Here is a 24344-nt window from a genome sequence, read left to right on the forward strand (position 1 = left end):
GGTGCACAGCAATAAAAAGGCAGGCGGCACAAGACCGCCGAGGGAGGGATTGTTGGCCGTTCGTTATTACGACTGGATCGCCCATCACGCGCGCCGCGCACCTCACAGGGTTGCGGCCATCGACCTCGCGAGCGAGCGCCGCTTCACTTATGCGCAGCTCGACAACCGCGTCTCGCGCCTCGCCTCATTCTTCCACCACGCGCTCAAGATCTCGCGCGGCGATCGCGTCGCGGTGCTGGCGCTGAACACGACCGATACGCTGGAGGTGCAGTTCGCCTGCGGACGGCTTGGTGCCGTCTTCGTGCCGCTGAACACCCGCCTCACCGTTCCCGAGCTTCAGTTCATCACCGGCGATTGCGCGCCGAAGGTGATGATCCACGACACTGATCTCGCCGAGACCGCGCTTACCGTTGCAAAACTCTGCAACGTCGCCATCAGCCTGCTGCTCGGCCCCGGCGGCGCCTATGAGGCCGGCATCGCCTCTGCCAAGCCGCTCGACCGCGCCGAGAACGTCACGCTCGATGACGTCTCGACCATCATGTACACGTCGGGCACCACGGGCCATCCGAAGGGCGCGACCATCACCCATGGCATGACCTTCTGGAATTGCGTCAATCTTGGCGGCCCAGCCTGCATCGGACCGTCCTCGGTGCTGCTCACCGTGCTGCCGCTGTTCCACACCGGCGGGCTCAACTGCTACACTAAACCCGTGCTGCATGCCGGCGGCACCGTGATGATCATGCGCGCGTTCGATCCCGGCACGGCGCTTTGCCTGATCAACGATCCCGCGCGTGGCATCAACGTGTTCTTCGGCGTGCCCGCGATCTACCAGTTCATGGCGCAACAACCGGCCTTCGCGACGACCGACCTTTCCCGACTGATCGTCTGCGGTGTCGGCGGCGCTCCGATGCCGGTGCCGCTGCTGAAGGTGTGGGAGGCGCGCGGCGTCGCGCTCCAACAGGGTTACGGCATGACCGAGACGTCGCCCGCCGTGCTGGTGCTCGATCGCGAGGACGCAGCACGCAAGGCCGGCTCCGCCGGCAAGCCGGTGCTGCACACCGAGGTCCGCATCGTCCGTCCCGACGGCAGCGCTGCCGATGTCGGCGAGCTCGGTGAGCTCTGGGTCAAGGGACCGAACATCACGCCGGGCTACTGGAACCGGCCGGAGGCAAACAAATCCTCCTTCACCGACGGCTGGCTGCATACGGGCGATGCGACGCGCGTGGACGAAGAAGGCTTCTACTACATCGTCGATCGCTGGAAGGACATGTACATCTCCGGCGGCGAAAACGTCTATCCGGCTGAAGTGGAGAACGTCCTGCATCAGCTCACCGCGATCGCGGAAGCGGCCGTGATCGGCATTCCCGATCCGCAATGGGGCGAGGTCGGCCTCGCCATCGTTGCGGTCAAACAGGGGCAGCTGCTGACCGAGGCCGATGTCTTTGCGCATTGCGCGGCCAATCTCGCGCGCTTCAAATGTCCGCGCCAGGTTCGCTTCGTCGAAGCGCTGCCACGCAACGCCACCGGCAAGATCCACAAGCCGACCCTCCGCAAGGAATTCTCGGTCTCGTCCGAGGTCGACAAGAAAGTCGCCAACGCCTGATCAAAGCGCCCTCTTGTGGGCGCTTCTTTGTTTCTGACGTGCCTGACTCCAACCAAGAAACCCAAGGAAATTTTATGAAGAGGAAACTCTCCCTGCTCGCCGCTACAGCGGCCCTGGCATTGTTCACGGCCCAGGGCGCCCAGGCACAGAAGGCGTACGATACCGGCGTCACCGACACCGAGATCAAGCTTGGCAATGTCGAAGCCTATTCCGGCCCTGCTTCCGCCTACGGCGTCATCGGCAAGACCGAGGAAGCCTATTTCAAGATGATCAATGACCAGGGCGGCATGAACGGCCGCAAGATCAACTGGATCTCCTATGACGACGGCTACTCGCCGCCGAAGACGGTGGAGCAGATCCGCAAGCTGATCGAGAGCGACGAGGTCTTCCTGGTGTTCAACGCGCTGGGCACGCCGACCCAGACCGCCGTTCAGAAATATCACAACTCGAAGAAGGTGCCGCAGCTGTTCCTCGCCACCGGCGCCAGCAAGTGGAACGATCCGCACAACTTCCCCTGGACCATGGGCTTCCAGCCGAGCTACCGAGTCGAGGCCCGGATCTTCGCCAAATACATCCTGAAGGAGAAGCCGGACGCGAAGGTCGCGATCTTCTATGCCAACGACGATTTCGGCAAAGACTACCTTGCCGGCATCAAGGACGTGTTCGGCGACAAGGCATCCAAGCTGATCGTGGCCGAAGAAAGCTACGAGACGTCCGAGCCCTCGATCGACGCCCATATCGTCAAGCTCAAGGACACCGGCGCCGATACGTTCGTGAATATTGCGACCCCGAAATTCGCGGCGCAGGCGATCAAGAAGATCGCCGAGCTCGGCTGGAAGCCGATGCATCTGATGACCGACGTCTCGGTGTCGATCGGCGCAGTGATGAAACCGGCCGGCCTCGAGGCCTCCGAGGGCGTGCTCTCGGCCGGCTACCTCAAGGATGCCTCGGATCCGCAGTGGAAGGACGATGCCGGCATGAAGAAGTTCATGGCCTTCATCGAGAAGTACATGCCGGGCGCGAACATCTCGGACGCCAATCTGGTTTACGGCTACGCCGCAGCCCAGACGATGGTTCAGGTGCTGAAGCAGGCGGGCGACAATCTCACCCGCGAGAACGTGATGAAGCAGGCCGCCAGCCTGAAGGACTTCACCCCCGACACGCTGATCCCGGGGATCACGATCAACACCTCGGCCACCGATTTCGCACCGATCGAGCAGCTCAAGATGTGGCGTTTCAAGAGCGGCCAGTGGGAATTGTTCGGCCCCATCATCAGCGCCGAGCCGAGCGGCTAGTTTCGATCGGAAATTACCGCACACGCGAGATAGCGGCCGAAAGGCCGCTATCTTTTTGATCGCGATCGCACGCGTCCTGGCTCACATCGATGGCCACGACGGAAAGTCCGAGACGGCGCACATCGCCGACACCTTTGAGCACGGGGCAAGCCCATGCCAAAGTGGCGACGCCTGACTTTGGCAGATCCAGGTTCAGCGTATAGCGGTCACAACCGATATCAATCGCGGCGGGATCGACACGCGCGCCGTCGAAATAGAACTGCGTGCCGATTTCATCGAGCGGCGCACGCAGCGCCGGACTTCGGATGCAGACCGTGTTGCGCCCAGGCAGCCCCTTGATGCGGACGGCCGCCTGCGGCTCGCTCCAGCGAAATGTATGGCCGGCCGCCGTCTCCACGGCGTGAAATCCAAGCTCCGCGAGGACATGATCACCGAGCAGTTTCGGCGCAAGCCTGGCATGCCCACGAGTGCGACGGATAGATTCGAGCCGCTGAAAGCGGATCAGCGATGAGATGTAGCGCCTCATCCATCGCGCCATGGCGTCGCTCGACCCGACCACCGCCAGCGCCGTCAGCATCGTTCGCGCATGTGCGACGGCGAGGCGCGCGGCGACACGCGCATGGAGATCACCAAACAGCGCCGGCGCGATCCAGCGCCACGAGGCCCGCAGCTTCTCGTCGGGCCGCTTCCATCCCCTGTAGCGCATCAGCGCGTTTAGGGCGTGGAGGGCAAGCGCATCATCATCGACATTATCCCGCTCGCTCCATTCGTGGGGAATCTCGAGCAGCTCCCAACCCGGATCACGCCGATCCCCGCTGAGATAGCGGATCTCGCCTTGCACGAAGTCGAGCGTGAATGTCTTCAGCTCGCCGATCCGGCCGACGTAATAATGATGGAAGCGCGCTTCCTCGAGATAACCGACGGCGTAGCCTCGCGCAAAATATCCAGCGGCGAGCACCCATTCGGCGAAATGCCCGAATTCTTCGCGCAGGCCCCCGCACTCCTCGTAGACGTCGCGCCGCGTCACGAAGCACTGGTCGAGCACCTTGCGCCAGGGATGCTGTTTCAAGCCGAAGTCGATGTCGGCCTGGTACATCGCAGCTTCCGCCTCTGACAGGCGGTTATGGCAGATCGGAAGTGAGCGGCAGGAAAATCCGACCCAATCGGGATGGTCATCGATCGCGCGGATGCAAAGCTCGATCACGTCGGGCTCGGGCCAGCAATGCGATTCCGTGAAGAACAGATAGCGTCCGCGAGCCCTGGCCGCCCCGATAGCGCTGAGCTCGATGTCGTGAACGCAGTCGGTGGATTCGAGGCGCGCCTGGCCGGCGACGAGCGCCTTCAGCTCCGCGTGCGCGGTAAAATCCGGCGGCATGACCAGGATGATCTCGTAGAGAGACCTGTCAACTGTCTGCGATGTCCAGCCGAGCCAGCACTGTTCCCACTGCCCGCGGTGATCTCTAAGCGGGATGATAACGGAGAACAGCGGCCAGTCGGGACCCATGCCGGATTTCACTCCTCAACATGATCGCGCGAGACGCCGATTCGGGCGCTGGTTCAGGCAGGCAAAAAGAGCGCAAAAGACTCGTCGACAGTACGCCGAAGGTGATCGCGATACAGCTTGTAATTCGTGTGGTCGGGCGCGATCCGGCCCACAGCCGGATCAACGATATTCCGTGCCGGCACATAGGCTATGGGTGCTGCGACCGGCGTCAGTTGCGAGCCGGCACCGGCGCGCAGCGTCGAGATGATGCCATACATCGCGCCAGACACGGTTGGCCGCGATACCGTGATCACGCGATGCTGGCCATGCTTGTTGATGACAAGATAGATGAACCCCGACTGGTGCGGCACTGCAACTTCGCCGGTGTGCTCATAGGCCGCATCGGTCCGCTCGCCCTCGCGGAAGACCAGCGAGGAAACCTTCGGCTCCCAGACGATCTCGGTGCGATAGGCGAAGATCGCATCCTTGTCGCCAAAGGACGGCCGCAGCGTGATGTACAGGTCCTCGATCCAGGTCACCGCGCGATGCGAATAGGAGCCGAGGCTGTCGGGCGCGACATCGTTGCCAGCCGTGGGCGACGGCGCAACCGTGCTCTTGCGCAGGGAGACACCCAGCGCCTGCTCGAGCCGGACCGTAGTTGCCAGCGTGAACGGGCGGCGGCCGCCGAGCGCTTTCTCCAGCGTCGACAGGCTGAGCTTGGCCTGCTCGGCCAGCGCCTGCCGTGAAATCCGGCGCCTGGCGATCTCCTCGCGGATCGTCTCCGCGACCTCCCGGCTTTGGTCGTCCGAAAGCTGCCCGTCGTTGAGTTTATCCGGCGTCTGCATCGTTAACCCTGCTCCACGGCCGCCAGTCTAGCAGGGCGGACAAGTCAGCACAAAACCGGACATGGCCGCCAAAGCGGTGGCCCGGCAAGGCCAGCCGCGGCGGAACATTGCCGTTCATTCTGCTCGCGAAATCACCCCCTCCCGACCGATGCTTGGCGTCGTCAAACACCTTTCGGGAGCAGGCCAATGAGCAATTACGACACGGTCGATAGCAATGAGCACCCCTGGCTCGGGAGGCTGGTCAAGGTCGGACTGTTCCTCCTGGCACAGGGCATCGCCGTACTCCTGGTCAGCTTCGTGGCCCTGCTGGTGAGCTTCGCGCCGGGCTGGTCGGCGGCGACCGAGCAGGCAAGCCTGCTTCAGCCCGGCGATGCCAAGTCCGGCAGCCTCCTCCTGAAGGACGACGGCGCTTACATCGAAGCCATCCGCCTCGGGATCGATATCGACATCACGGTATCAGGCCCGACGCTGCGCACCCGTGTCACGCAGGTCTTCCGTAACCCGACCAAGGACTGGGTCGAGGCGACCTATGTCTATCCGTTGGCCACCGACGGCGCCGTCGACACGCTGAAGATGGTGGTCGGCGACCGCATCATCGTCGGCGACATCAAGGAGCGTCAGCAGGCCCGCGCAATCTACGAGCAGGCGCGCCGCAACGGACAGAAGGCCGCACTCACCGAGCAGGAGCGGCCCAACATCTTCACCAACTCGGTCGCCAATATCGGTCCCGGCGAAACCTTGCTGGTACAGATCGAATATCAGGAGCCGGTGCATCAGTCCGGCAACGAATATTCGCTGCGCGTGCCGCTCGTGGTCGGGCCGCGCTACAATCCGGCGCCGATCGTGCAGAGTGTCGACTTCCGCAAGGACGGCTCCGGCTGGGGCGCGACCAATTCAGACCCGGTGCCCGACCGTGACCGCATCTCGCCGCCGGTTCTCGATCCGGCCAAGAATGCGCCGATCAATCCGACCAGCATCACGGTGCACCTGAAAGCCGGTTATGCGCTTGCCGAGGTGAAAAGCCACCATCACAACGTCAAGATCGAGAGCCCGGACAGCACGACGCGCGTCGTGACGCTTGCCGACGGCACCGTACCGGCCGACCGCGACTTCGAGCTGACCTGGAAGCCAGCCGCCGAGAAGGCGCCGTCGGTCGGGCTATTCCGCGAGCATGTCGGCGATGCCGACTATCTGCTCGCCTTCGTCACACCGCCCGCCGCCGAGCAAACAGCGCAGAAGCCGCTGCCACGCGAAGTGGCGTTCGTGATCGACAATTCCGGCTCGATGGGCGGCACCTCGATCGAGCAGGCCAAGGCGAGCCTGCTCTATGCGCTCGGCCGCCTCCAACCGAACGACCGCTTCAACGTGATCCGTTTCGACGACACCATGGACGTGCTGTTTCCGACCTCGGTGCCAGCCGATACCGCGCATGTCGGTGAAGCGACGTCATTCGTCGGCGCGTTGCAGGCGCGCGGCGGCACCGAGATGGTGCCGGCGATGCGTGCTGCACTGACCGACAAGATCGGCGACACCAACATGGTTCGCCAGATCGTGTTCCTGACCGACGGCGCGATCGGCAACGAGCAGCAATTGTTCGAGACCATCACCGCGATGCGCGGCCGCTCGCGCATCTTCATGGTCGGCATCGGCTCCGCGCCCAACACCTATCTGATGACGCGGGCTTCCGAACTCGGCCGCGGCGCCTTCACCCATATCGGCTCCGTCGAGCAGGTCGAGGAGCGCATGCGCGGCCTGTTCGCCAAGCTGGAGAATCCTGCGGTGACCGGCCTCACCGCAAAATTCTCGGACGCCAAAGCCGACGTCACGCCCGCGATCATTCCCGACATCTATCGCGACGAGCCGCTGGTGCTCGCAGCAAAGCTCGACAAGCTTGCGGGCTCGCTGGAGATCAAGGGCCGCGTCGGCGACCGGCCGTGGTCGGTGACGCTGCCGCTGCAAAACGCCGCCGAGGGCAAAGGCCTGTCAAAACTCTGGGCCAGGCGCAAGATCGGCGATGCCGAAGTGGCGCGGACACTCCACGAGATGACGCCCGAGGACACCGACAAGACGATCCTTGCGCTGGCGCTCGACCATCAGATCGTCACGCGACTGACCAGTCTCGTCGCGATCGACAAGACACCGAGCCGTCCCGAAGGCCAGCCGCTCAAGCTCAGCGAGCTGCCGATCAACCTGCCGGCCGGCTGGGATTTCGCCAAGGTGTTCGGCGAACGGCCGCAGTTGACGCCGACACAGTTGCGCGAGCGCCGTGTCGATGCAGGCCAGCCTGCAGCAAGACGACTGGCTCCTGTCACCCCTGATGCGATCCGCCTGCCCAAGACCGCGACCTCGGCTGAGCTGAAGATGATCGCAGGCCTGATCATGATCGTTCTCGCCCTGATCCTGTTCGTGTTCAACCGGCGTCAGCACTTGCTCACTGACGCCGCTTGAGAGAGGAGCCCCCCGAACTCCTCTTGCTTGGCGCGCGCGGCTGCCCGTCCCGATACCAACGGCCGCGCGCGCCTTTTTCCTGATGGACCTCATGCCCCGCCTCATCTCGCCTCTGGTCCTGGCGCTTGTCGGAACGATCCTGTTCGGCGACGGCGCCTACATCCACGCCAAGGCCTGGCTCGCGCAGATGCTCCTGGAGCGTGCGTTCGACCGGAGCGTTGCGACCGGCCAGCCGGTCAAGCCATGGTCCTGGGCCGATACCTGGCCGGTGGCGCGGATCGAGGTGAAACGGATCGGCGCCAGCACTATCGTGCTGGAAGGCACGAGCGGCCAGGCGCTCGCTTTCGGCCCCGGTCATCTCCACCAAACGGTTGATGCCGGCGAGCGCGGCGTTGCTATATATGCTGCTCATCGCGATACACACTTCCGCTTCCTGCGGGATGTTGCCATTGGTGACGTGATCGATGTCACACGCAGTGACGGTAAACGCTTTCGCTATCGCGCGGATTCCTCCGCGATTGTCCGTTTCGACGCATCCGGCATCGATCCCGCGACGCAGGATTTCGAGCTTGTGCTTGCGACATGTTGGCCGTTCGACGCCGTTACGTCCGGCGCCGAACGTTACCTCCTGCATGCCACCCTGATCGGAGACGGTGAATAGCCGTTCGCAATCGACCCGTTCGGGATCGATCGAGCTCTCGCAAACCATGCTTTGGCGCGCGACAATCGCGCCACTGGAACCGCTGAACTGGCGCTGCCGACCGTAGACCAATGAGAAGGCCGGCGACTTCCGCAGCGGAGCTGGGCGGGGAAGAAGGGGTAAATGGACGAAGAGTTTAGGCAGCGTCTCGACCAGCGATTGGAGCAGCTCGAAAATCGCGTCGCGCTACTGGAACGGAATCTGGATCTCATCGCGGCCGGTCAGAGACGATCCTCGCTTCGCAGCCTCTGGCGGCGTCCGCCGATGTGGACCTTCGAGCAATATCCGGCGCGAATGCTCAACCTGAACGCGTTCAACTCCGCACCCGCGATCCCTGCGAATGCGCCGCGGATCGCGATGGTCACGCCAAGCTACAATCACGCGCAATATCTCGGCGCTGCGATCGATAGTATCCTGAGCCAGGCTTATCCGAACCTCTATTATCACGTGCAGGACGGCGCCTCGATCGACGGTACGGTCGATCTCCTGAAGAACCGCGGCGACAGCGTCAGCTGGAAGAGCGAACCAGACAAGGGCCAGTCCAACGCCATCAATCTTGGCCTTGCCGGCGTCGACTGCGAGATCATGGCCTATCTCAACAGCGACGACGTGCTACTGCCAGGTACGCTCGCTCACGTCGTCAACTATTTCATGTCGCATCCCGATGTCGACATCGTCTACGGCAACCGCATCTTCATCGATCGCGAAGGGCTCGAGGTTGGCCGCGCCGTGTTGCCCCGCCACGACGGCAAGACACTGCGATATGCCGACTACATTCCGCAGGAGACGATGTTCTGGCGCAAGCGCGTGTGGGACAGGCTTGGTCCGATCGACGAAAGCTTCCACTACGCGATGGATTGGGACTTCATCCTGCGGGCGCAGGCCGCCGGATTCAAGTTCGTCCGGCTGCCGCGATTTCTGTCCTGCTTCCGTATCCACGACGCGCAGAAGACGGCAGCCACTTACGCGATCGGCGTCAGGGAGATGGGCATCTTGCGGCGCCGCGTTCTCGGATTCGATCCGACGCAGATGCAGATCCGGCGCGCCATCGCGCCTTATCTCGTCCGGCAGCTGGCCTATCACTATGCCTACAAGCTCGGTGTCCTGCGATACTGACGCGGAAGCGACGCGAGCCGGCGATTGAAGTCGTCGCTTGCGAACCGCCGCGCATTCCGCCATGCGGCATGCAGCCCTGCCGGTTGCCACTCCACCCAACTCGCCATACAACCAGGTGACGCGCCACCAAGAAGAACAAAAGGTGAGGTCACGCCATGGAAGCCCAGGTCTCTCAAGCGCAGGCCTCTGCTGCGTCGGTTCCTGCCCGCTCATGGTCGCCGCCGCCCGATGCCAGTGACATCGTCAAGGGCATCCACGCCATGCTGCATCCGCACAACATCGTGCTGGTGGGTGCGACCGACAAGCCGGGCAATTACGCCGAGCGCATCTGGAACAATCTGGTCAGATACGGCTTCGAGGGCGGGCTCTATCCTGTCAACGCCAAGCGCGAAACCATCTGGGGCGTGCCCTGCTACAAGGATTTTGCGAGCCTCCCCGAGAAGCCTGATCACGTTTTGGTGCTGGTGCCCGCGCGCTTTGCCGTGCAGGTGATCCGCGACGCCGCCGCTGCCGGTGCGCGATCCGCGACCATCGTCACGTCGGGCTTCAGCGAGTTGCAGGATGATGAGAGCCAGAAGCTCGCCATGGAGCTGCAACAGGCCGTGCGTGAGACGGGGCTTGCCGTCACCGGCCCCAACTGCCTCGGCAATCTGAGCGCCGGCGAGAAGCTCTTCACCAATATCGACGACCGCATCGTCACCATGGAACAGGGCGCGGTGGCAATCGCCGGCCAATCCGGCGCTATCGTCATGGCAATCCGGCAGGCGCTGGAGGATCGCGGCGTCGGTGTCGGCTACATGGTGACAACAGGCAACGAGACCGGGCTCGAGACACCCGACCTGATGCGCTATTTCGCCGAAGATCCGAGCGTCAAGGTGATCGTGGTCTATCTCGAAGGCGTGCGCAACACCAAGGCGTTTCGCGACGCCTGCAAGGCCGCGCGTGCCGCGAGCAAGCCGGTGATCGCACTCAAGCTCGGATCGTCGGAAGGCGGTCGCGCCGCCGCGATGGCGCACACCGGCGCGCTAGCGGGCTCGATCGAGACGTTCGACGCGATCGCAACCCGCGAAGGCGCGATCCGCGTGGGTGGGCTCGACGAATTGATCGAGACCACCGAATGCTTCGTCCACGCCGCCGTGCCCAGGGGCGACCGGCTTGCGGCGGTCACGCTGTCCGGCGGCAAACGCGGCATGCTGCTCGACGCCTTCTATGCCGAAGGCCTGAACTTTGCGCCGCTGAGCCCGCACGTCGGCTCCGAGCTTGCAAAGATGCTCGGACCGGGATCGATCGTCGGCAATCCGCTCGATGCCGGCTTTGCGGCGGTGGTCGATCCCTCCGTCTACATGAAGTCGATCAAGCTGATGATCGACGATCCCGATATCGACATCGTCATCGTCGATGCCGAGTTTCCAAAAGCGCCGCACGAGCAGCGCGAGCGCAATTTGCGCATCGTCAACGAGATGGCGAGCCGGGCCGCAAAACCCGTGATCTATATCAGCGCGATGTCGGTGGGCTTCACCGAGTTCACCAAGGGCCTGCGCAAATCGCTGCCGCACCTCGCGGTGATGCAGGGCATGGATCGCGCGGTGACCGCGATCAAATCGCTGCTCTCCTATGCCAGGCTGCGCAAGGAGGTGCCCGACATCGTCTCAAGCTCGAAGCCCGCCGCGCGCGCCGTGCTGGAGAAAGCGCTGGCATCGGCGAGCGGCGACGCGCTCGACGAGGTCGCCTCGAAGAAGCTGCTAGAGGCGTATGGCATTCCGGTCTCGAAGGAGGGAATCGCGCAGACATCAGCGGAAGCCGTGAAGATCGCCAAGCAGATCGGCTTTCCTGTCGTGGCCAAACTCGTCAGCGCCGAGATCCTGCACAAATCCGATATCGGCGGTGTGGTGCTGAACCTCAACAGCGCGACCGAGGTGAAGAGAGCTTTTGCCGACATCACCGCGCGCGTGAACAACCTGAGGGGCAAGCCGAAGCTCGACGGCATCCTGATCGCGCAGCAGGTCAAGGCCGACCTCGAGCTCGTGGTCGGGGCGTCGCTCGATGCCGAGATGGGACCGGTTGTGCTGTTCGGCACCGGCGGCATCGATATCGAGCTGATGAAGGACGTGGCGCTTGCCGGCGCGCCGCTGGACGAGGCCGAGGCGCGGCTCCTGATCGGCCGCACCAAAGCCGGCATCAAGATGCGCGGCTATCGCGGCAAGCCGGCGTTGCACGAGGCCTCCGCCGTGAAGGCACTGGTCGGCCTGTCCAATTTGATCGCGGATGCCGGCGACCGGATCGCCTCGATCGACGTCAATCCGTTCCTGATCAATGCCAAAACCGGCGTCGCGGTCGATGCGCTGATCGTGTTGAACAACGCGGCCGCAAAGCGCGCAGCCGGACACTGATGTCGCGCAGGGCGGATTAGCACAGCGCAATCCGCTGGATTACGCGATGGTTGACGGGTAAACGGCGGGTTACGCTTCGCTAACCCGCCCTACGTACCATCGCGGCTCCTTCCAACTTCCCCGCTTTGGTCGTAAAATCGCATCCGCATGGCACGCGCGAGCAATCTGGTGATCGGAACGACGACGCTGGCGGTGATCGCCGTGGCGTTCGGCGGCCTGCTCGGCGTGCAGAAATGGCGCACCATCCAGAGCCGCAGCCCGTTGCGCGTCGTGTTCGAAGGCGGTTCCGCGAGCGGCCTGCGCCGCGGCGGCCCGGTCAATTTCGACGGTGTACCCGCCGGTCAGATCCTGTCGATCAAGCTCGACAGTCCGCGCAAGGTCGTGGCGCTGGTGTCGCTCGACAACACCGCGCCGATCCGCAAGGACACGGTCGCCGGCATCGAGTTCCTGGGCCTCACCGGTGTCGCTGCGGTCTCGCTGATCGGCGGCGCCCCGTCTGCGCCGCCGGTGCCGTTGGACTCGGACGGCATTCCCGTGCTGACCGCCGATCTCAGCGACGCCGAATCCATCGTCGACACGCTGCACAGCGTCGATCGTACCATCGTCAACAACGCGCCCGCGATCAAGGACGGCCTGCGCACGTTCGAAAACTATACCGCCGACCTCCGCGGCAAAGGCGACGAGATCGACGCGGTCATGCTCAAGGTCGACAATGCGTTTGCCGGCTTCGACAAGGCGGTCACCAAGATCGAAGGTGTGGTCCCCGGCTTCGTCGACGGCAAGGCCGACGAGTTGTTCGAAAAGGTGAAGGGACTGCACGAGCTCGCCGACACCATGAAGAAGAAATCGGCAAGCTTCCTCGAGGACACCCGCCGCTCGCTGCTCGATGTCAGCGAGGCCGCCAACAAGATGAGCGGGACGCCTGCGCCCGCCGCCGCCCCGCGTCCGCCGCGCAAGCCAGCACAGCAGAAGCGGTAGAGCCTACCACGCGTAGCGCACGACGCCCTTGCCGGCGTAGGAGCGGGTGACGTTCGAGAACTCGCCCTCGAAGGTCAGTGCCGCAGACCAGCCGTTCATCCAATTCATTTGCACCGACGCCGTGGTCAGCGCGGAATCGCGCGCCTGCGCGGCGCCGTTCACGACGAAGGCCGATCCTGGCAGCGCCTGGAACACTGCGCCGACCGTGCGATCCGGATTGAAATCATGCGCCCAGGCGGCGCGGCCGCGCAGCGTCACCACGCCGCCGGCGGCGGCAAACGATCTGTCGGCGCGCAGGCCGAGCTCGATGCGGGTGCTGGTCACGTCCTTGGCGGCATAGTTGAGCGCGAAATTGTTGCTGCCGACCACGGCGAATTCCGAATAGCTCGGCAGGCTGAACATGGTGGCCTGAACCGCGGCATAGGGCGTCAGCCCGATCCACTGCGTGGCCTGGCGATAGCCGCCCTCGATGCGGCCTGAAACGGCGTTGGCATTGAACTGTGCACGCAGCTGGTCGGTGCCGGCGGCGGTGACGATGCGGTTGGTCGTGACATCCTGCCAGCCATAGGCCAGCGCCGCCGTGACATAGGCAGGTCCCGCGTTGTGGCGCACGAAGGCGCCGGCCTGGAACAAATCCGAGCGACCCCAGCCAAGCCCGTTGACGTTGAAGCCTGTGCCACCACCAGCGAGCGCAAAGCCCGCGATTGTCGATGGCGAGAAGCGATAATCCAGACCGACCGCAGTGCCGTACACGCTGCTGCTGGTGTTGTTCGAGCCGAGCGCCGCATTGCCGTCGGTGGTCTGCGAGCCGCCATAGCCGGCGGCCCAGACATCCCAGCGCTGCTCGAATGTCGGTGTCGGTGCCTTGCGATAGATTGACGCAAGCGCGTCGCTCGCGGTCTTGCGGGTCGCGGCATAGGCAGTCGCGTTCGTCTCGTCGGCATACGGCGTGGCGCCCGGTGTGCCACTGCGGCCCGTATTGAAGACATCGGTCAACAGGCCGAGGAACTGGTTCATCGCATTGAACGTGGTCTGCTGCGATCCCGTCCCTGACTCGCCTGAGGCTTGCGTCAGTCCGCCGGGCCCAAGGCCTATGAAAATGGCGGACAGGCCGCCATTAGTCTTGAAGAAATTCTGCAGCGTGGTGGCAACGTTGCTTTGGTTGATGTTGAGATTGTTCTTCGCGCCATAGTCGAGCGCGAAATTGAGATAGACGACACCGGCGCCCTGCGTGGTCGTACCGACGAGGCCGCCGGGCGCGGCGACGCCGGCAAAGTTGCCGGTGGCCGAACCAACCTGCATGATCGTATATTGAGACCGTACGGTGCTGCCGGGCGCTAACGATGCCACGACTGTGCCGTTCAACGCGGCATTGCCGGTGACGGCGGCAAAGCTCGAACTGGTGGAGTTCAGCGCGACGAGATAGAGCGCGCCGGACTGGAAGGCGAGATTGCCGGCAACAGTCATCGACGTGCCCGGCGTGCCGTTGCCGGGCAGGAAAATGCCGCCATTGGCGACCATGGTATTGCCGACCGTGCCGATGCCCGTCAGTGCACCGCCGGCATTCGCCGTGGTCAGGATCGACGACGCGATGGAGCCGTCGACCTGGAGAACACCGCCGTTCACCGTAGTCGTGCCGGTGTAAACGTTGGCGCCGGACAGGGTCAGCGTTCCGCTGCCGACCTTTTCGAGCGAACCGGCTCCCGGTCCACAGCCGCAGGAATCGGCGATGACACCGCTCACCTCCGTCGAAAGATTGTTGCTGCCGACCACCAGCGTGTTGCCGGCGCCGATCAGGTAGCTGCCCGAGCCCGCGATCGATCCAGCGCTGATGCGCCCGTCGCCGTTCGGACCGGTGGTGCCGGAAAAATCGACAACGCCGGACCCATTGGTGATGAATTGCGCATTGCCGCCCGTTGCGGCCACGAAGAACAGCGTCTCGGCGCCGTTGAGCGTGGTGATGGTGGCGTTGCCGGCGGTGCTGTTGTCGGTGAACACCGTCACGCCGGAGGACCTGTTGGTGATGCTGGCGTCGGCCGCGGTGCTGGTATTGCTGAAGATTGTCACACCGCCCGTGCGATTGACGATCGTGGCGCTGCCCGCGCTGCTGCTGTCGAAAAATTCGGTTCCGCCGCCGTTCTTGTTGGTGATCGCGATCGTGGCGGCGGACGTCGTATTGTTGAACGTCGTCAGGCCGCCGTCGTTGGTGAGCGAGGTGATGCCGGTGGTATTGGCATTGACGACGTTGAACAGCCCCTCGTTCGTGATGTCTCCGACCATCGACCCCGTGTGCGTGGCGTCGCCTAGCTGGAGCGTGCCGCAAAAGCAGATCGTGGTGCCGCCGCTATAGGTGTTGGTACCCGCGAGAATCAGAACACCACCACCGGCCGAATCCAGCACGGTGAGTTTACCGGCTCCCACACCATCACTGATGTTGCCCCCGATCGTCAGCGCGACGCCGTTGGCGTCGATCGCGCCGCCGGCCAGCGTGTTGTTGATCTTGAAATTGTTGGCGATGGTCAGATCGGTGGTACCGTCGGCCTGGAACAGACCGCCATCCAGGGTCACCGTCCCGGTGCCGACCGCGCTGTTGTGACCAACCTGCAGGATGCCGTCGGAGACCGTGGTGCCGCCCGCATAGGAGTTGGCAGCAGTCAGCGTCAGCGTGCCGGTGCCGACCTTGACCAGCGAGCCATTGGCGCCGAATCCGCCGTCGGTGATGAGGCCATCAACGGTCGTTGAGAGATTGTTGCTGCCGACAGTCAACTGGTTGTGGCCGATGTTGAATGTGCCGTCTCCAGCGATCGAGCCGACGGTCAGCTTGTAATCTCCGTTGAGCCCCGATGTGAAGTCGAATCGGACGCTGGCGAGCGGTCCTGTGGCTGTTATGGCGGCGCTGCCGGGAGAGCTGTTGTTGAAGAACTCAATGGCGTGCGTGGTGGTGATGTTGGCGCTGCCGGCGCTGCTTGTGTCCCAAAAATCCAGTGCGAAGTTGTTGGTGATGCTGGCGGCACCCGCGCTGCTCGAATTGTGAAACTGCGTGATAAAATTGTTGATGATGGTGGCGCTGCCGCCATTGACGGTGATGCCGGCGCCGGTGAAATCGAGCTCACCGAGGGCGCCCCCAACTGTGATGGTGTAAGCAGAAGCTCCCGGACTGAAGGTCCAACCGCCAACGGTTGATGTGCTCCCGAACGAAATGTTGGTATTTGCGGACGCGCCAAAGGTTGCGATGCCGGTCGGCACCGTGGCCGGGGTCCAGTTGGACGACACAAAATAATCACTGCTCGCCGCGCTGGGTGTCCCGCCGAACCAGGTGGCGTCCTGCGCCGACACCGGTGCAGCCGCGATCACCAGAAGCGCCGCTGACACGGTCGCGACGGATATCCTCCCCGGCCGAACCCGGCCAAGTCTGGTCAATCGGAAACGCACGCCCCAACCCCATTCCCGTGAGCGCTCTGCGGCGCCACCGGGACGATGGTTAGCACGTCGTGTTCCGTAGTTTTGCGGTTACGTTTCCGTATTTTGCCGCATTGCTCGGAAAACGGGAACTTTTCAGGCTCGGTGTTGCACCCGCGCAACGCTCATTCGACCGCCCTTCGCAACCAGAGCACGATTCCGGGTGCCCCGGTCAGGCAGTGCTTCAGTAATTACTCGGCGCGGCCTCGTTCGGGATGCCGTCGATCGGGCACTCGTCAGTCCCCGGCGTCGAGCGGGTCATCGCCTCGACCATGTCGCGCGTGCCTTCGGGATCGGCGATCCAGTTCTTGTAGAAATCATAGGGGCAGGCCGCGACGCCGCGCGGGCTTTCGCCGGAATTGATCATGCCGGTGTAGCCGCGGTGGACCAGCTTGTAGAGGTGGTTCTGCGACTGGCCATTGCGGCGGGCATCGCGGATCAGATGCTTCGAGAGCTGGGCGTATTGAATACCGTAATCCTCCTCGCCGCACTCGCCGAGCGTGCGGCCGTCGAAGCCGATGATCGCGGAGTGACCGAAATAGGAATAGACGCCGTCGAAGCCGGCGGTATTGGCGACCGCGACATAGACATTGTTGGCCCACGCCATCGCCTTGGAGATCAGGATCTGCTGCTCCTTGGCCGGATACATGTAGCCCTGGCAGCGCACGATCAGCTCGGCGCCCTTCATGGCGCAGTCGCGCCAGATCTCCGGAAAATTGCCGTCGTCGCAGATGATCAGGCTGACCTTCATGCCTTTCGGGCCTTCGGAGACATAGGTGCAATTGCCGGGATACCAGCCCTCGATCGGCACCCAGGGCATTATCTTGCGATACTTCTGCACGATCTCACCCTTGTCGTTCATCAGGATCAGGGTGTTGTAGGGCGCCTTGTGCGGATGCTCCTCGTGACGCTCGCCGGTCAGCGAGAACACGCCCCACACTTTGGCCTTGCGGCAGGCCTCCGCGAAGATCGCGGTCTCCTCGCCCGGCACTGCGGAGGCGGTCTCGTACATCTCCTTGGAGTCGTACATGATGCCTTGCGTGGAGTATTCCGGGAAGATCACCAGGTCCATGCCGGGCAGGCCGGCCTTCATGCCCACCAGCATGTCCGCGATCTTGCGGGCGTTGTCGAGCACCTCCGCCTTGGTGTGCAGGCGGGGCATCTTGTAGTTCACCACTGCGACGCCGACGGTGTCGTTGCTGCTGGAAATATCGCCGTGAAGCATGTTGAGCGCTCCTGTCTTTTATTCGTTTGAGGTCATTGCGTGGCGTTAGTGGCTGATCATCCAGGGCCGCGCGGTGGGGAAGCCCTTGGCGCCGCTTTTGGTCTTGGTCACCAGCCGCGCCGGCTTCTTCTGGTCGGACCCGTTCTTGTCCTTCACGGTCTTGCCCGACGAGCAGCAACCGCAACCGGGGCCGTGCGAGGCCTTGTATTGCGCGAGCGTCTGCGGCGCGTGCGTGCTGCGCTCATTGACGGCGTGGGCTTTTCGCTTTTCCGCCGGCATGCAGAAGAAGTTCGGTGCGGTCAGGATGACGCGCGGCGCCATCGTCTCACAGTGCGGACAGTTTTGCGGATCGTCGCATTCCGCCATCGGGCGGAGATCCTTGAACGGACCGCAATCGTCGCAGAGATATTCATAGACCGGCATCTTGTGTCCCTTCGCGCTCGGTGATGTCCGCTGACCTCTCCCCGTGAGGACGGGGAGAGGGAGCGCAGCGTCACTTGTCTGGCGAGATCGGCATCTGGATATCGCCGGTGATGTGCTTGATGGGACCTGCCGCCGACGGCATCACATCGAAGTCGAAGATCTCGGTCGGCAGCCATAGCGTGGCGCAGGCATTGGGCACGTCGACCACGCCGGAGATGTGGCCCTGACACGGGGCGGTGCCGAGGATCGAATAGGCCTGGGCGCCGGAGTAGCCGAACTTCTTCAGATACTCGATCGCGTTCAAACACGCCTGCCGATAGGCGATGTGAACGTCGAGATAATGCTGCTTGCCTTGCTCGTCGACCGAGATGCCCTCGAAGATCAGATAATCCTTGTAGTTCGGCGTGATCGGCGACGGCTTGAAGATCGGATTCTTGATGCCGTATTTCGACATGCCGTCCTTGATCACCTCGACCTTCAGATGCAGCCAGCCGGCCATCTCGATGGCGCCGCAGAAGGTGATCTCGCCGTCGCCCTGGCTGAAGTGCAGATCGCCCATCGAGAGACCGGCGCCGGGTACATAGACCGGGAAGTAGATTTTTGAGCCGCGCGAGAGATCCTTGATGTCGCAATTGCCGCCATGCTCGCGCGGCGGCACGGTGCGCGCACCTTCCGCACCGATCTTGGCTTTCACATCGCCCTTGGCACGGCCGCCATGGGCGGTCGCCGCGAACGGCGGATTGGCCAGGCCGGGCACGCGGGTCGGGTTGGTCGAGATCAGCTCGGCCTCACGCTTGTTCCAGGTCTCCAGCATCTTCGGATCGGGCAGGCAGCCGATCAGGCCGGGATGAATCAGCCCGGCAAAGTTGACGCCCGGGACGTGGCGCGACGAGGTGTAGAGACCCTTGATGTCCCAAATCGACTTCTGCGCCAGCGGGAAATGGTCGGTGAGGAAGCCGCCGCCATTCTGCTTGGAGAAGAAGCCGTTGAAACCCCAGAGGCTTTCCTTCATCGGACCGACGTCGAGCAAGTCCACCACAAGGAGATCGCCGGGCTCGGCGCCCTTGACGCCGATCGGACCGGAGAGGAAGTGCACGATCGAGAGATCGATGTCGCGCACGTCATCGGCGGAATCGTTGTTCTTGATGAAGCCGCCGGTCCAGTCATAGGTCTCGATGATGAAATCGTCGCCGGGATTGACCCAGGCCACGATCGGAATGTCGGGGTGCCAGCGATTGTGCACCATGTCATTTTCGTAAGCCGACTTGGTGAGATCGACCTTGATCAGTGTCTCTGGCATCGAGAAGCTCCCCTTTACTACGGTTGGTTAGACGGACAGATATTTCGAGACCTGCGCGGCATCGACGCTGTCGCGCGGGTCATCGCGCACGATCGCGCCGTTCTCGATGACGAGCACACGGTCGGCGATATCGAGCGCGAAGCTCAGGACCTGCTCGGACACGACGATCGACAGGCCCTTTTCATCGCGGATGCGCTTGAGCGTCCGCGCCATGTCCTTGATGATCGACGGCTGGATGCCTTCGGTCGGCTCGTCGAGCAGCAACACCTTCGGCTTGGTCGCGAGCGCACGGGCAATCGCCAATTGTTGTTGTTGCCCGCCGGAGAGATTACCGCCGCGGCGGCCTTTCATCTCCAGCAGCACGGGAAACAATTCGTAGATGTCAGCTGGCACCTCGGTCCCGCCTGAGACGACAAGACCCGTCTCGATGTTCTCCTTCACCGTCATGGTCGAGAAGATCATGCGGCCCTGCGGCACATAGGCGAGGCCTTTGGCCACGCGCTCATAGCTCGGCAGCCCGCCGAGCTCGGCGCCGTCCATTGTCACCGAGCCGCTTTTCGCCGGGAGGATGCCCATCAGCGATTTCATCAGCGTGGTCTTGCCCATGCCGTTGCGGCCCATGATCGCAACGATCTCGTTGGGCGCGACCTTGACGTTGAGCCCGTGCAGCACCTCGCTCTGCCCGTAGGCGACGTGGAGATCCGAAATAGCCAGCATCCGTCACGCCTCCTTAATGGCCCAAATAGACTTCGATAACCTTGGGATCGTTCTGCACCTTCTCCATGGTCCCCTCGGAGAGGATCTGGCCCTGATGCAGCACGGTGACCTTGTGCGCGATGTCCTCGACGAACTTCATGTCGTGCTCGATCACCAGCACCGACCGGTTCTTGATGATGCGATTGAGAAGCTCCGCGGTCTTGGTCCGCTCGGACACGCTCATCCCGGCAACGGGCTCGTCCAGCATCAATAGGTCTGGGTCCTGGATCAGCAGCATGCCGATCTCGAGCCATTGCTTCTGGCCGTGGCTGAGCAGATCGGCGCTCATGTTCAGCCGATCCTTCAGGAAGATCATTTCGGCGACTTCATGCACCCGGTCGCGCACGGCGGCATCGCGGGTGAAGGTCAGCGCACCGAACACCGAGCGCCCGCGCGGGTAGGAGATCTCCAGATTCTCGAACACCGTGAGATCGTCGTAGATCGACGGGTTCTGGAATTTGCGGCCGACGCCGGTCTTGACGATCTCGTTCTCCTTCATCCGCGTCAGCTCCTTGCCGCGGAACTGGATCGAGCCCGACGTCGCTTTGGTCTTGCCGCAGATCAGGTCGAGCACCGTAGTCTTGCCGGCACCGTTAGGGCCGATGATGACGCGGATCTCGTTCTCGTCGACATAGAAGGAGAGATCGTTGACCGCCTTAAACCCGTCGAACGAGACGGTCAGCGCCTCGACAGCGAGCAGGAATTCCTTGGGCTGATGACCTACGAGCATGATGATCTCCTCACTCGGCCGGGGCGCCGTCGGCGACCGAGCTGTCGGTCCAGCCTTCGGGTTTGGGTTTGCGCGACGAGATCAGGCGATCGATGCGCGGCTGCACATAGTCGCCCCAGATCCCGGCAAGGCCGTTCGGGAAGGCCAACACCACGGCGATGAACAAGCCGCCGAGGCCGAACAGCCACAATTCGGGAAAGGTTTCCGAGAGGCTGGTCTTGGCGAAATTGACCAGCAGCGTACCGTAGATGGCACCGAGGATCGAAAGTCGGCCACCGACCGCGGTGTAGATCACCATCTCGATCGACGGCACGATGCCGACGAAGGACGGTGACATGAAGCCGACATTGAGCGCGAACATGGCGCCGCCGATCGCGGCGAACACGGCGGCGATGCAGAAGGCGAAGATCTTGAAGTTCGCGACGCTGTAGCCGGAGAAGCGAACCCGGTCTTCCTTCTCGCGCATCGCGACCAGGATGCGGCCGAGCTTGGAGTGCCGGACGAATTGCGCGATCATGATGCAGACGAACAGACATCCGACTTCGAAGAAGTACAGCACGACCTTGGCGTGATCAGGACGGATGTCCCATCCCTTCAGCGTCCGCAGATCGGTCATGCCATTGATGCCGCCAGTGTAGCCCTGCTGGCCCACGATCAGGATGGTGAGGATGGCCGCGACCGCCTGGGTGATGATGGCGAAATAAGTCCCGCCGACCCGGCGCTTGAACATCGCGGTGCCGATGATCAGCGCGAAGATGCCCGGCACCAGGATGATGGCGGCGATAGTGAAGGTGAGGCTGTGGAAGGGCTTCCAGAACAGCGGCAGTGAGGTGATCTGATTCCAGTCCATGAAATCGGGAATGCCGGGGGTCGACTGGATCTTGGTGTTCTCGACGCTCGATGCCTCGAGCTTGAGGAACATCGCCATGCAGTAACCGCCGAGCCCGAAGAACACGCCCTGGCCGAGGCTGAGAATGCCGCCGTAGCCCCAGCAGACCACCAGCCCGAGCGCCACGAAGGCATAGGTCAGATATTTCGCGACCAGGTTGAGCCTGAAGACATCGAGCGTGAGCGGCAGCACCACCACCAGGAAGACCGCGAGCACCAGAATTCCGATGAGCTCCGATCGATTGAAGAACCGATTGTCGGTCATTGCATCAGCCTCTATTTCTCACTTGCGGACCTTGAGGGCGAACAGCCCTTGCGGCCGCAGCATCAGGATTCCGACAACGGCGAGCAGCGTCAGCACCTTGGCCATCGAGCCCGACATGAAGAACTCGAGGGTGGATTGCGTCTGCGAGATCGAGAAGGCCGAGGCGATGGTGCCGAGCAGGCTTGCAGCGCCGCCGAACACGACCACCAGGAACGTGTCGACGATGTAGAGCTGCCCGGAGGTCGGCCCGGTCGAGCCGATCATCGTGAAGGCACTGCCGGCGACGCCGGCGATGCCGCAGCCGAGACCATAGGTATAGCGATCGACTTTTTCCGTGTTGATGCCGACCGCGCCGGCCATGATGCGGTTCTGCACAACGGCGCGCACCTGGCGGCCCCAGCGCGACTTGTACATGACATAGGCAACACCGACGGTAATCAGCACGGTCAGGCACATCACGAAGACGCCGTTGATCGGCACCTCGATGCTGTCGCTGACGTGCAGCGAGCCGAGCATCCATTGCGGCAGCTCGACGCCGACCTCGCGCGCGCCGAATACGGAACGGTAGGCCTGCTGCAGCATCAGGCTGAGGCCCCAGGTCGCAAGCAGCGTATCGAGCGGGCGCTTGTAGAGATGCCGTATCAGCACCCATTCCACCAGCATTCCCAGCGCACCGGATGCGACAAAGGCCAGGATCATCGCGAGGAAGAAGTAACCGCTGAACAGGCTCGGCAAATAGGTCTGGAAGAAATTCGAGGTCATCCAGGTGACGTAGGCCCCGAGGATCATGAACTCGCCATGGGCCATGTTGATGACGCCCATCTGGCCGAAGATGATCGCAAGACCGAGCGCCATCAGCACATAGACAGAGAACAGGATCAGTCCTGCAAAACCCTGCATGACGAAGATGGAGCCAAGGTCACCAAGCGAGTAGTCGCCGAACATCGATGTCCTCCGTCAGGGATGAGGTCCCGCGTCGCGAGAAAATTCGCGACGCGGGGGTCTTGGGCGTGGATTTGCTGTCCACGCCAGGGAGAGGTTTTGCCTTGAGGGAAACGGCGATCGACGCCGCGTGGCTTACTGGCAGCGCTCTTACTGGTAGCCCTTGGGGAACGGATCAGGCTCGACGAGATCGGCGGTCTCGTAGATCAGCTCGAACTGGCCATCGAGCTTGGCGCGTCCCACCCGGGTCTTCGACCAGAGGTGATGGTTTTCATGGATGCGCACATAGCCTTCCGGCGCGCCCTTGAACTCGACGCCCGGCGAAGCCGCCGCGATCTTGTCGACGTCGAAGGAGCCGGCCTTCTCGACCGTCAACTTCCACAGCCACGGGCCGAGATAGGCAGCCTGGGTGACGTCTCCGATAACAGTCTTTTCGCCCCACATCTTCTTGAACGCCGGCACGAAGGCCTTGTTGTTCGCGTTGTCGAGCGACTGGAAGTACTTCATGCAGGCATAGGCGCCCGCGATGTTCTCACCACCGATGCCGTCGATCTCGTCCTCGGTGACCGAGATCGTCAGCAGCGCCTGCTTGGAGAGGTCGATACCGGCGGCCTTGAGCTGCTTGTAGAAGGCGACGTTGGAGCCACCGACCACGTCGGTGAAGATCACGTCGGGCTTGGTCAACTTGATCTTGTTGATGACCGAGTTGAACTGGGTGTTGCCGAGCGGATAGTATTCCTCGCCGACGACCTTGCCCTTCAGCACGTTCTCGACGTGCTTGCGCGCGATCTTGTTCGACGTGCGCGGCCAGATGTAGTCGGAGCCGACGAAGAAGAACGACTTGGCGCCCTTCTCCTTGGCGATCCAGTTCAGGCCGGCGAGAATCTGCTGGGTCGCCTCCTGGCCGGTGTAGATCACGTTCTTGGACTGCTCGAGGCCTTCGTAAAAGGTCGGGTAATAGAGCATGCCATTGTACTGCTCGACGACCGGCAGCACCGCCTTGCGCGAGGCCGAGGTCCAGCAACCCATGATCGCCGCGACCTTGTCGTTGACGAGCAGCTTCTTGGCTTTTTCCGCGAAGGTCGGCCAGTCGCTAGCGCCGTCTTCCTGGATGAACTTGATCTTGCGGCCGAGCACGCCGCCGGCGGCGTTGATCTGCTCGATGGCGAGCTTTTCGGCCTCGATCGAGCCGGTTTCGGAGATCGCCATGGTGCCGGTCGCCGAATGCAGGATGCCGACCGTCACCTCTGTGTCAGTGACCGCGAGGCCGGTGGTGTTGACCGCCGAGGTCGCCGGGGTCTGCGCAAAGGACGCCCGCGGCAGCATCGTGATGGCCGGGATGGCCGCCATTCCCATCAATAGTTTGCGCCGGAGCGGCGACAACAGGCCCTTGGTTTCTTCGTCTGACATGAGCACCCCACTGTTTGTTCGAGGACACGCGTTTGGTGCCGTGAGGATGGCTCGAATTTGTGCACCGCAAGCATACGCAAGATCGCGT

Annotated in this window: 18 protein-coding genes; 7 read left to right on the top strand and 11 right to left on the bottom strand. The window is 62.9% G+C overall.

The window, feature by feature from the left end; genetic code table 11:
• The first annotated feature begins 52 nt into the window (after positions 1–52).
• Entirely contained in the window at positions 53–1603 is a 1551-nt protein-coding gene (locus FXB40_RS38380; protein WP_187437433.1) for an acyl-CoA synthetase, read from the top strand.
• A 74-nt stretch (positions 1604–1677) separates the two neighbouring features.
• A complete protein-coding gene (locus FXB40_RS38385) occupies positions 1678–2898 on the top strand; it encodes an ABC transporter substrate-binding protein (RefSeq protein ID WP_148777463.1) in 1221 nt (406 codons plus the stop codon).
• Between the two features lie 13 nt (positions 2899–2911).
• Here FXB40_RS38385 and FXB40_RS38390 read toward each other — a convergent pair whose 3' ends face one another.
• Positions 2912–4402: a glycosyltransferase family 2 protein gene (locus FXB40_RS38390; RefSeq protein WP_148777464.1), complete on the bottom strand. Its 1491-nt coding sequence runs from the start codon at positions 4400–4402 to the stop codon at positions 2912–2914.
• Between the two features lie 53 nt (positions 4403–4455).
• On the bottom strand, positions 4456–5226 hold the full coding sequence (locus tag FXB40_RS38395) for a helix-turn-helix domain-containing protein (RefSeq protein ID WP_148777465.1): 771 nt from the start codon (positions 5224–5226) through the stop codon (positions 4456–4458).
• Between the two features lie 186 nt (positions 5227–5412).
• Here FXB40_RS38395 and FXB40_RS38400 point away from each other — a divergent pair, with 186 nt between their 5' ends.
• From FXB40_RS38400 to FXB40_RS38420, 5 genes are all read left to right on the top strand, one after another.
• Positions 5413–7674 carry a marine proteobacterial sortase target protein gene (locus FXB40_RS38400; protein WP_148777466.1) on the top strand — a complete coding sequence of 754 codons (2262 nt, stop codon included), beginning with the start codon at positions 5413–5415 and terminating at the stop codon, positions 7672–7674.
• A 91-nt stretch (positions 7675–7765) separates the two neighbouring features.
• The gene (locus FXB40_RS38405) at positions 7766–8335 is read left to right on the top strand and encodes a class GN sortase (RefSeq protein ID WP_148777467.1); all 570 of its coding nucleotides are present in this window, start codon (positions 7766–7768) and stop codon (positions 8333–8335) included.
• Positions 8336–8497: 162 nt separating this feature from the next.
• Complete coding sequence (locus tag FXB40_RS38410; protein ID WP_148777468.1) at positions 8498–9490, top strand: glycosyltransferase family 2 protein; 993 nt, start codon at positions 8498–8500, stop codon at positions 9488–9490.
• A 155-nt stretch (positions 9491–9645) separates the two neighbouring features.
• Positions 9646–11880, top strand: a complete 2235-nt coding sequence (locus FXB40_RS38415) for an acetate--CoA ligase family protein (RefSeq protein ID WP_148777469.1) — start codon at positions 9646–9648, stop codon at positions 11878–11880.
• A gap of 147 nt (positions 11881–12027) precedes the next feature.
• Entirely contained in the window at positions 12028–12858 is an 831-nt protein-coding gene (locus FXB40_RS38420; RefSeq protein ID WP_148777470.1) for an MlaD family protein, read from the top strand.
• 3 nt (positions 12859–12861) lie between these two features.
• Here the strand turns inward: FXB40_RS38420 and FXB40_RS38425 are convergent, their stop codons facing one another.
• The 9 genes from FXB40_RS38425 to urtA all read right to left on the bottom strand — a co-directional run bounded on the left by FXB40_RS38425 (position 12862) and on the right by urtA (position 24256).
• Positions 12862–16230, bottom strand: a complete 3369-nt coding sequence (locus FXB40_RS38425; RefSeq protein WP_246208238.1) for an autotransporter outer membrane beta-barrel domain-containing protein — start codon at positions 16228–16230, stop codon at positions 12862–12864.
• A 271-nt stretch (positions 16231–16501) separates the two neighbouring features.
• Complete coding sequence (locus FXB40_RS38430) at positions 16502–17542, bottom strand: aliphatic amidase (protein WP_148777471.1); 1041 nt, start codon at positions 17540–17542, stop codon at positions 16502–16504.
• A gap of 45 nt (positions 17543–17587) precedes the next feature.
• Complete coding sequence (locus FXB40_RS38435) at positions 17588–17965, bottom strand: FmdB family zinc ribbon protein (RefSeq protein WP_148777472.1); 378 nt, start codon at positions 17963–17965, stop codon at positions 17588–17590.
• Between the two features lie 70 nt (positions 17966–18035).
• A complete protein-coding gene (fmdA, locus tag FXB40_RS38440) occupies positions 18036–19265 on the bottom strand; it encodes a formamidase (protein WP_028139663.1) in 1230 nt (409 codons plus the stop codon).
• A gap of 27 nt (positions 19266–19292) precedes the next feature.
• Positions 19293–19982, bottom strand: a complete 690-nt coding sequence (gene urtE / locus FXB40_RS38445) for an urea ABC transporter ATP-binding subunit UrtE (RefSeq protein ID WP_148777473.1) — start codon at positions 19980–19982, stop codon at positions 19293–19295.
• A gap of 13 nt (positions 19983–19995) precedes the next feature.
• On the bottom strand, positions 19996–20751 hold the full coding sequence (urtD, locus tag FXB40_RS38450; protein ID WP_027531396.1) for an urea ABC transporter ATP-binding protein UrtD: 756 nt from the start codon (positions 20749–20751) through the stop codon (positions 19996–19998).
• 10 nt (positions 20752–20761) lie between these two features.
• The gene (gene urtC / locus FXB40_RS38455; protein ID WP_148777474.1) at positions 20762–21904 is read right to left on the bottom strand and encodes an urea ABC transporter permease subunit UrtC; all 1143 of its coding nucleotides are present in this window, start codon (positions 21902–21904) and stop codon (positions 20762–20764) included.
• Positions 21905–21922: 18 nt separating this feature from the next.
• A complete protein-coding gene (gene urtB / locus FXB40_RS38460) occupies positions 21923–22849 on the bottom strand; it encodes an urea ABC transporter permease subunit UrtB (RefSeq protein ID WP_148777475.1) in 927 nt (308 codons plus the stop codon).
• A gap of 147 nt (positions 22850–22996) precedes the next feature.
• Entirely contained in the window at positions 22997–24256 is a 1260-nt protein-coding gene (urtA, locus tag FXB40_RS38465) for an urea ABC transporter substrate-binding protein (protein ID WP_148777476.1), read from the bottom strand.
• Positions 24257–24344 lie beyond the last annotated feature (88 nt).

Source organism: Bradyrhizobium rifense, from assembly GCF_008123425.1.
Lineage (GTDB): Bacteria > Pseudomonadota > Alphaproteobacteria > Rhizobiales > Xanthobacteraceae > Bradyrhizobium > Bradyrhizobium rifense.

Excerpts from the sequence above, each read along its gene's own strand:
- FXB40_RS38390 (WP_148777464.1), bottom strand. The coding sequence starts at position 4,402 with ATGGGTCCCGACTGGCCGCTGTTCTCCGTTATCATCCCGCTTAGAGAT.
- fmdA (WP_028139663.1), bottom strand. The coding sequence starts at position 19,265 with ATGCCAGAGACACTGATCAAGGTCGATCTCACCAAGTCGGCTTACGAA.
- FXB40_RS38405 (WP_148777467.1), top strand. The coding sequence starts at position 7,766 with ATGCCCCGCCTCATCTCGCCTCTGGTCCTGGCGCTTGTCGGAACGATC.
- urtA (WP_148777476.1), bottom strand. The coding sequence starts at position 24,256 with ATGTCAGACGAAGAAACCAAGGGCCTGTTGTCGCCGCTCCGGCGCAAA.
- urtE (WP_148777473.1), bottom strand. The coding sequence starts at position 19,982 with ATGCTGGCTATTTCGGATCTCCACGTCGCCTACGGGCAGAGCGAGGTG.
- urtD (WP_027531396.1), bottom strand. The coding sequence starts at position 20,751 with ATGCTCGTAGGTCATCAGCCCAAGGAATTCCTGCTCGCTGTCGAGGCG.
- FXB40_RS38400 (WP_148777466.1), top strand. The coding sequence starts at position 5,413 with ATGAGCAATTACGACACGGTCGATAGCAATGAGCACCCCTGGCTCGGG.
- FXB40_RS38410 (WP_148777468.1), top strand. The coding sequence starts at position 8,498 with ATGGACGAAGAGTTTAGGCAGCGTCTCGACCAGCGATTGGAGCAGCTC.
- urtC (WP_148777474.1), bottom strand. The coding sequence starts at position 21,904 with ATGACCGACAATCGGTTCTTCAATCGATCGGAGCTCATCGGAATTCTG.
- urtB (WP_148777475.1), bottom strand. The coding sequence starts at position 22,849 with ATGTTCGGCGACTACTCGCTTGGTGACCTTGGCTCCATCTTCGTCATG.
- FXB40_RS38395 (WP_148777465.1), bottom strand. The coding sequence starts at position 5,226 with ATGCAGACGCCGGATAAACTCAACGACGGGCAGCTTTCGGACGACCAA.
- FXB40_RS38435 (WP_148777472.1), bottom strand. The coding sequence starts at position 17,965 with ATGCCGGTCTATGAATATCTCTGCGACGATTGCGGTCCGTTCAAGGAT.
- FXB40_RS38385 (WP_148777463.1), top strand. The coding sequence starts at position 1,678 with ATGAAGAGGAAACTCTCCCTGCTCGCCGCTACAGCGGCCCTGGCATTG.
- FXB40_RS38430 (WP_148777471.1), bottom strand. The coding sequence starts at position 17,542 with ATGCTTCACGGCGATATTTCCAGCAGCAACGACACCGTCGGCGTCGCA.
- FXB40_RS38415 (WP_148777469.1), top strand. The coding sequence starts at position 9,646 with ATGGAAGCCCAGGTCTCTCAAGCGCAGGCCTCTGCTGCGTCGGTTCCT.
- FXB40_RS38420 (WP_148777470.1), top strand. The coding sequence starts at position 12,028 with ATGGCACGCGCGAGCAATCTGGTGATCGGAACGACGACGCTGGCGGTG.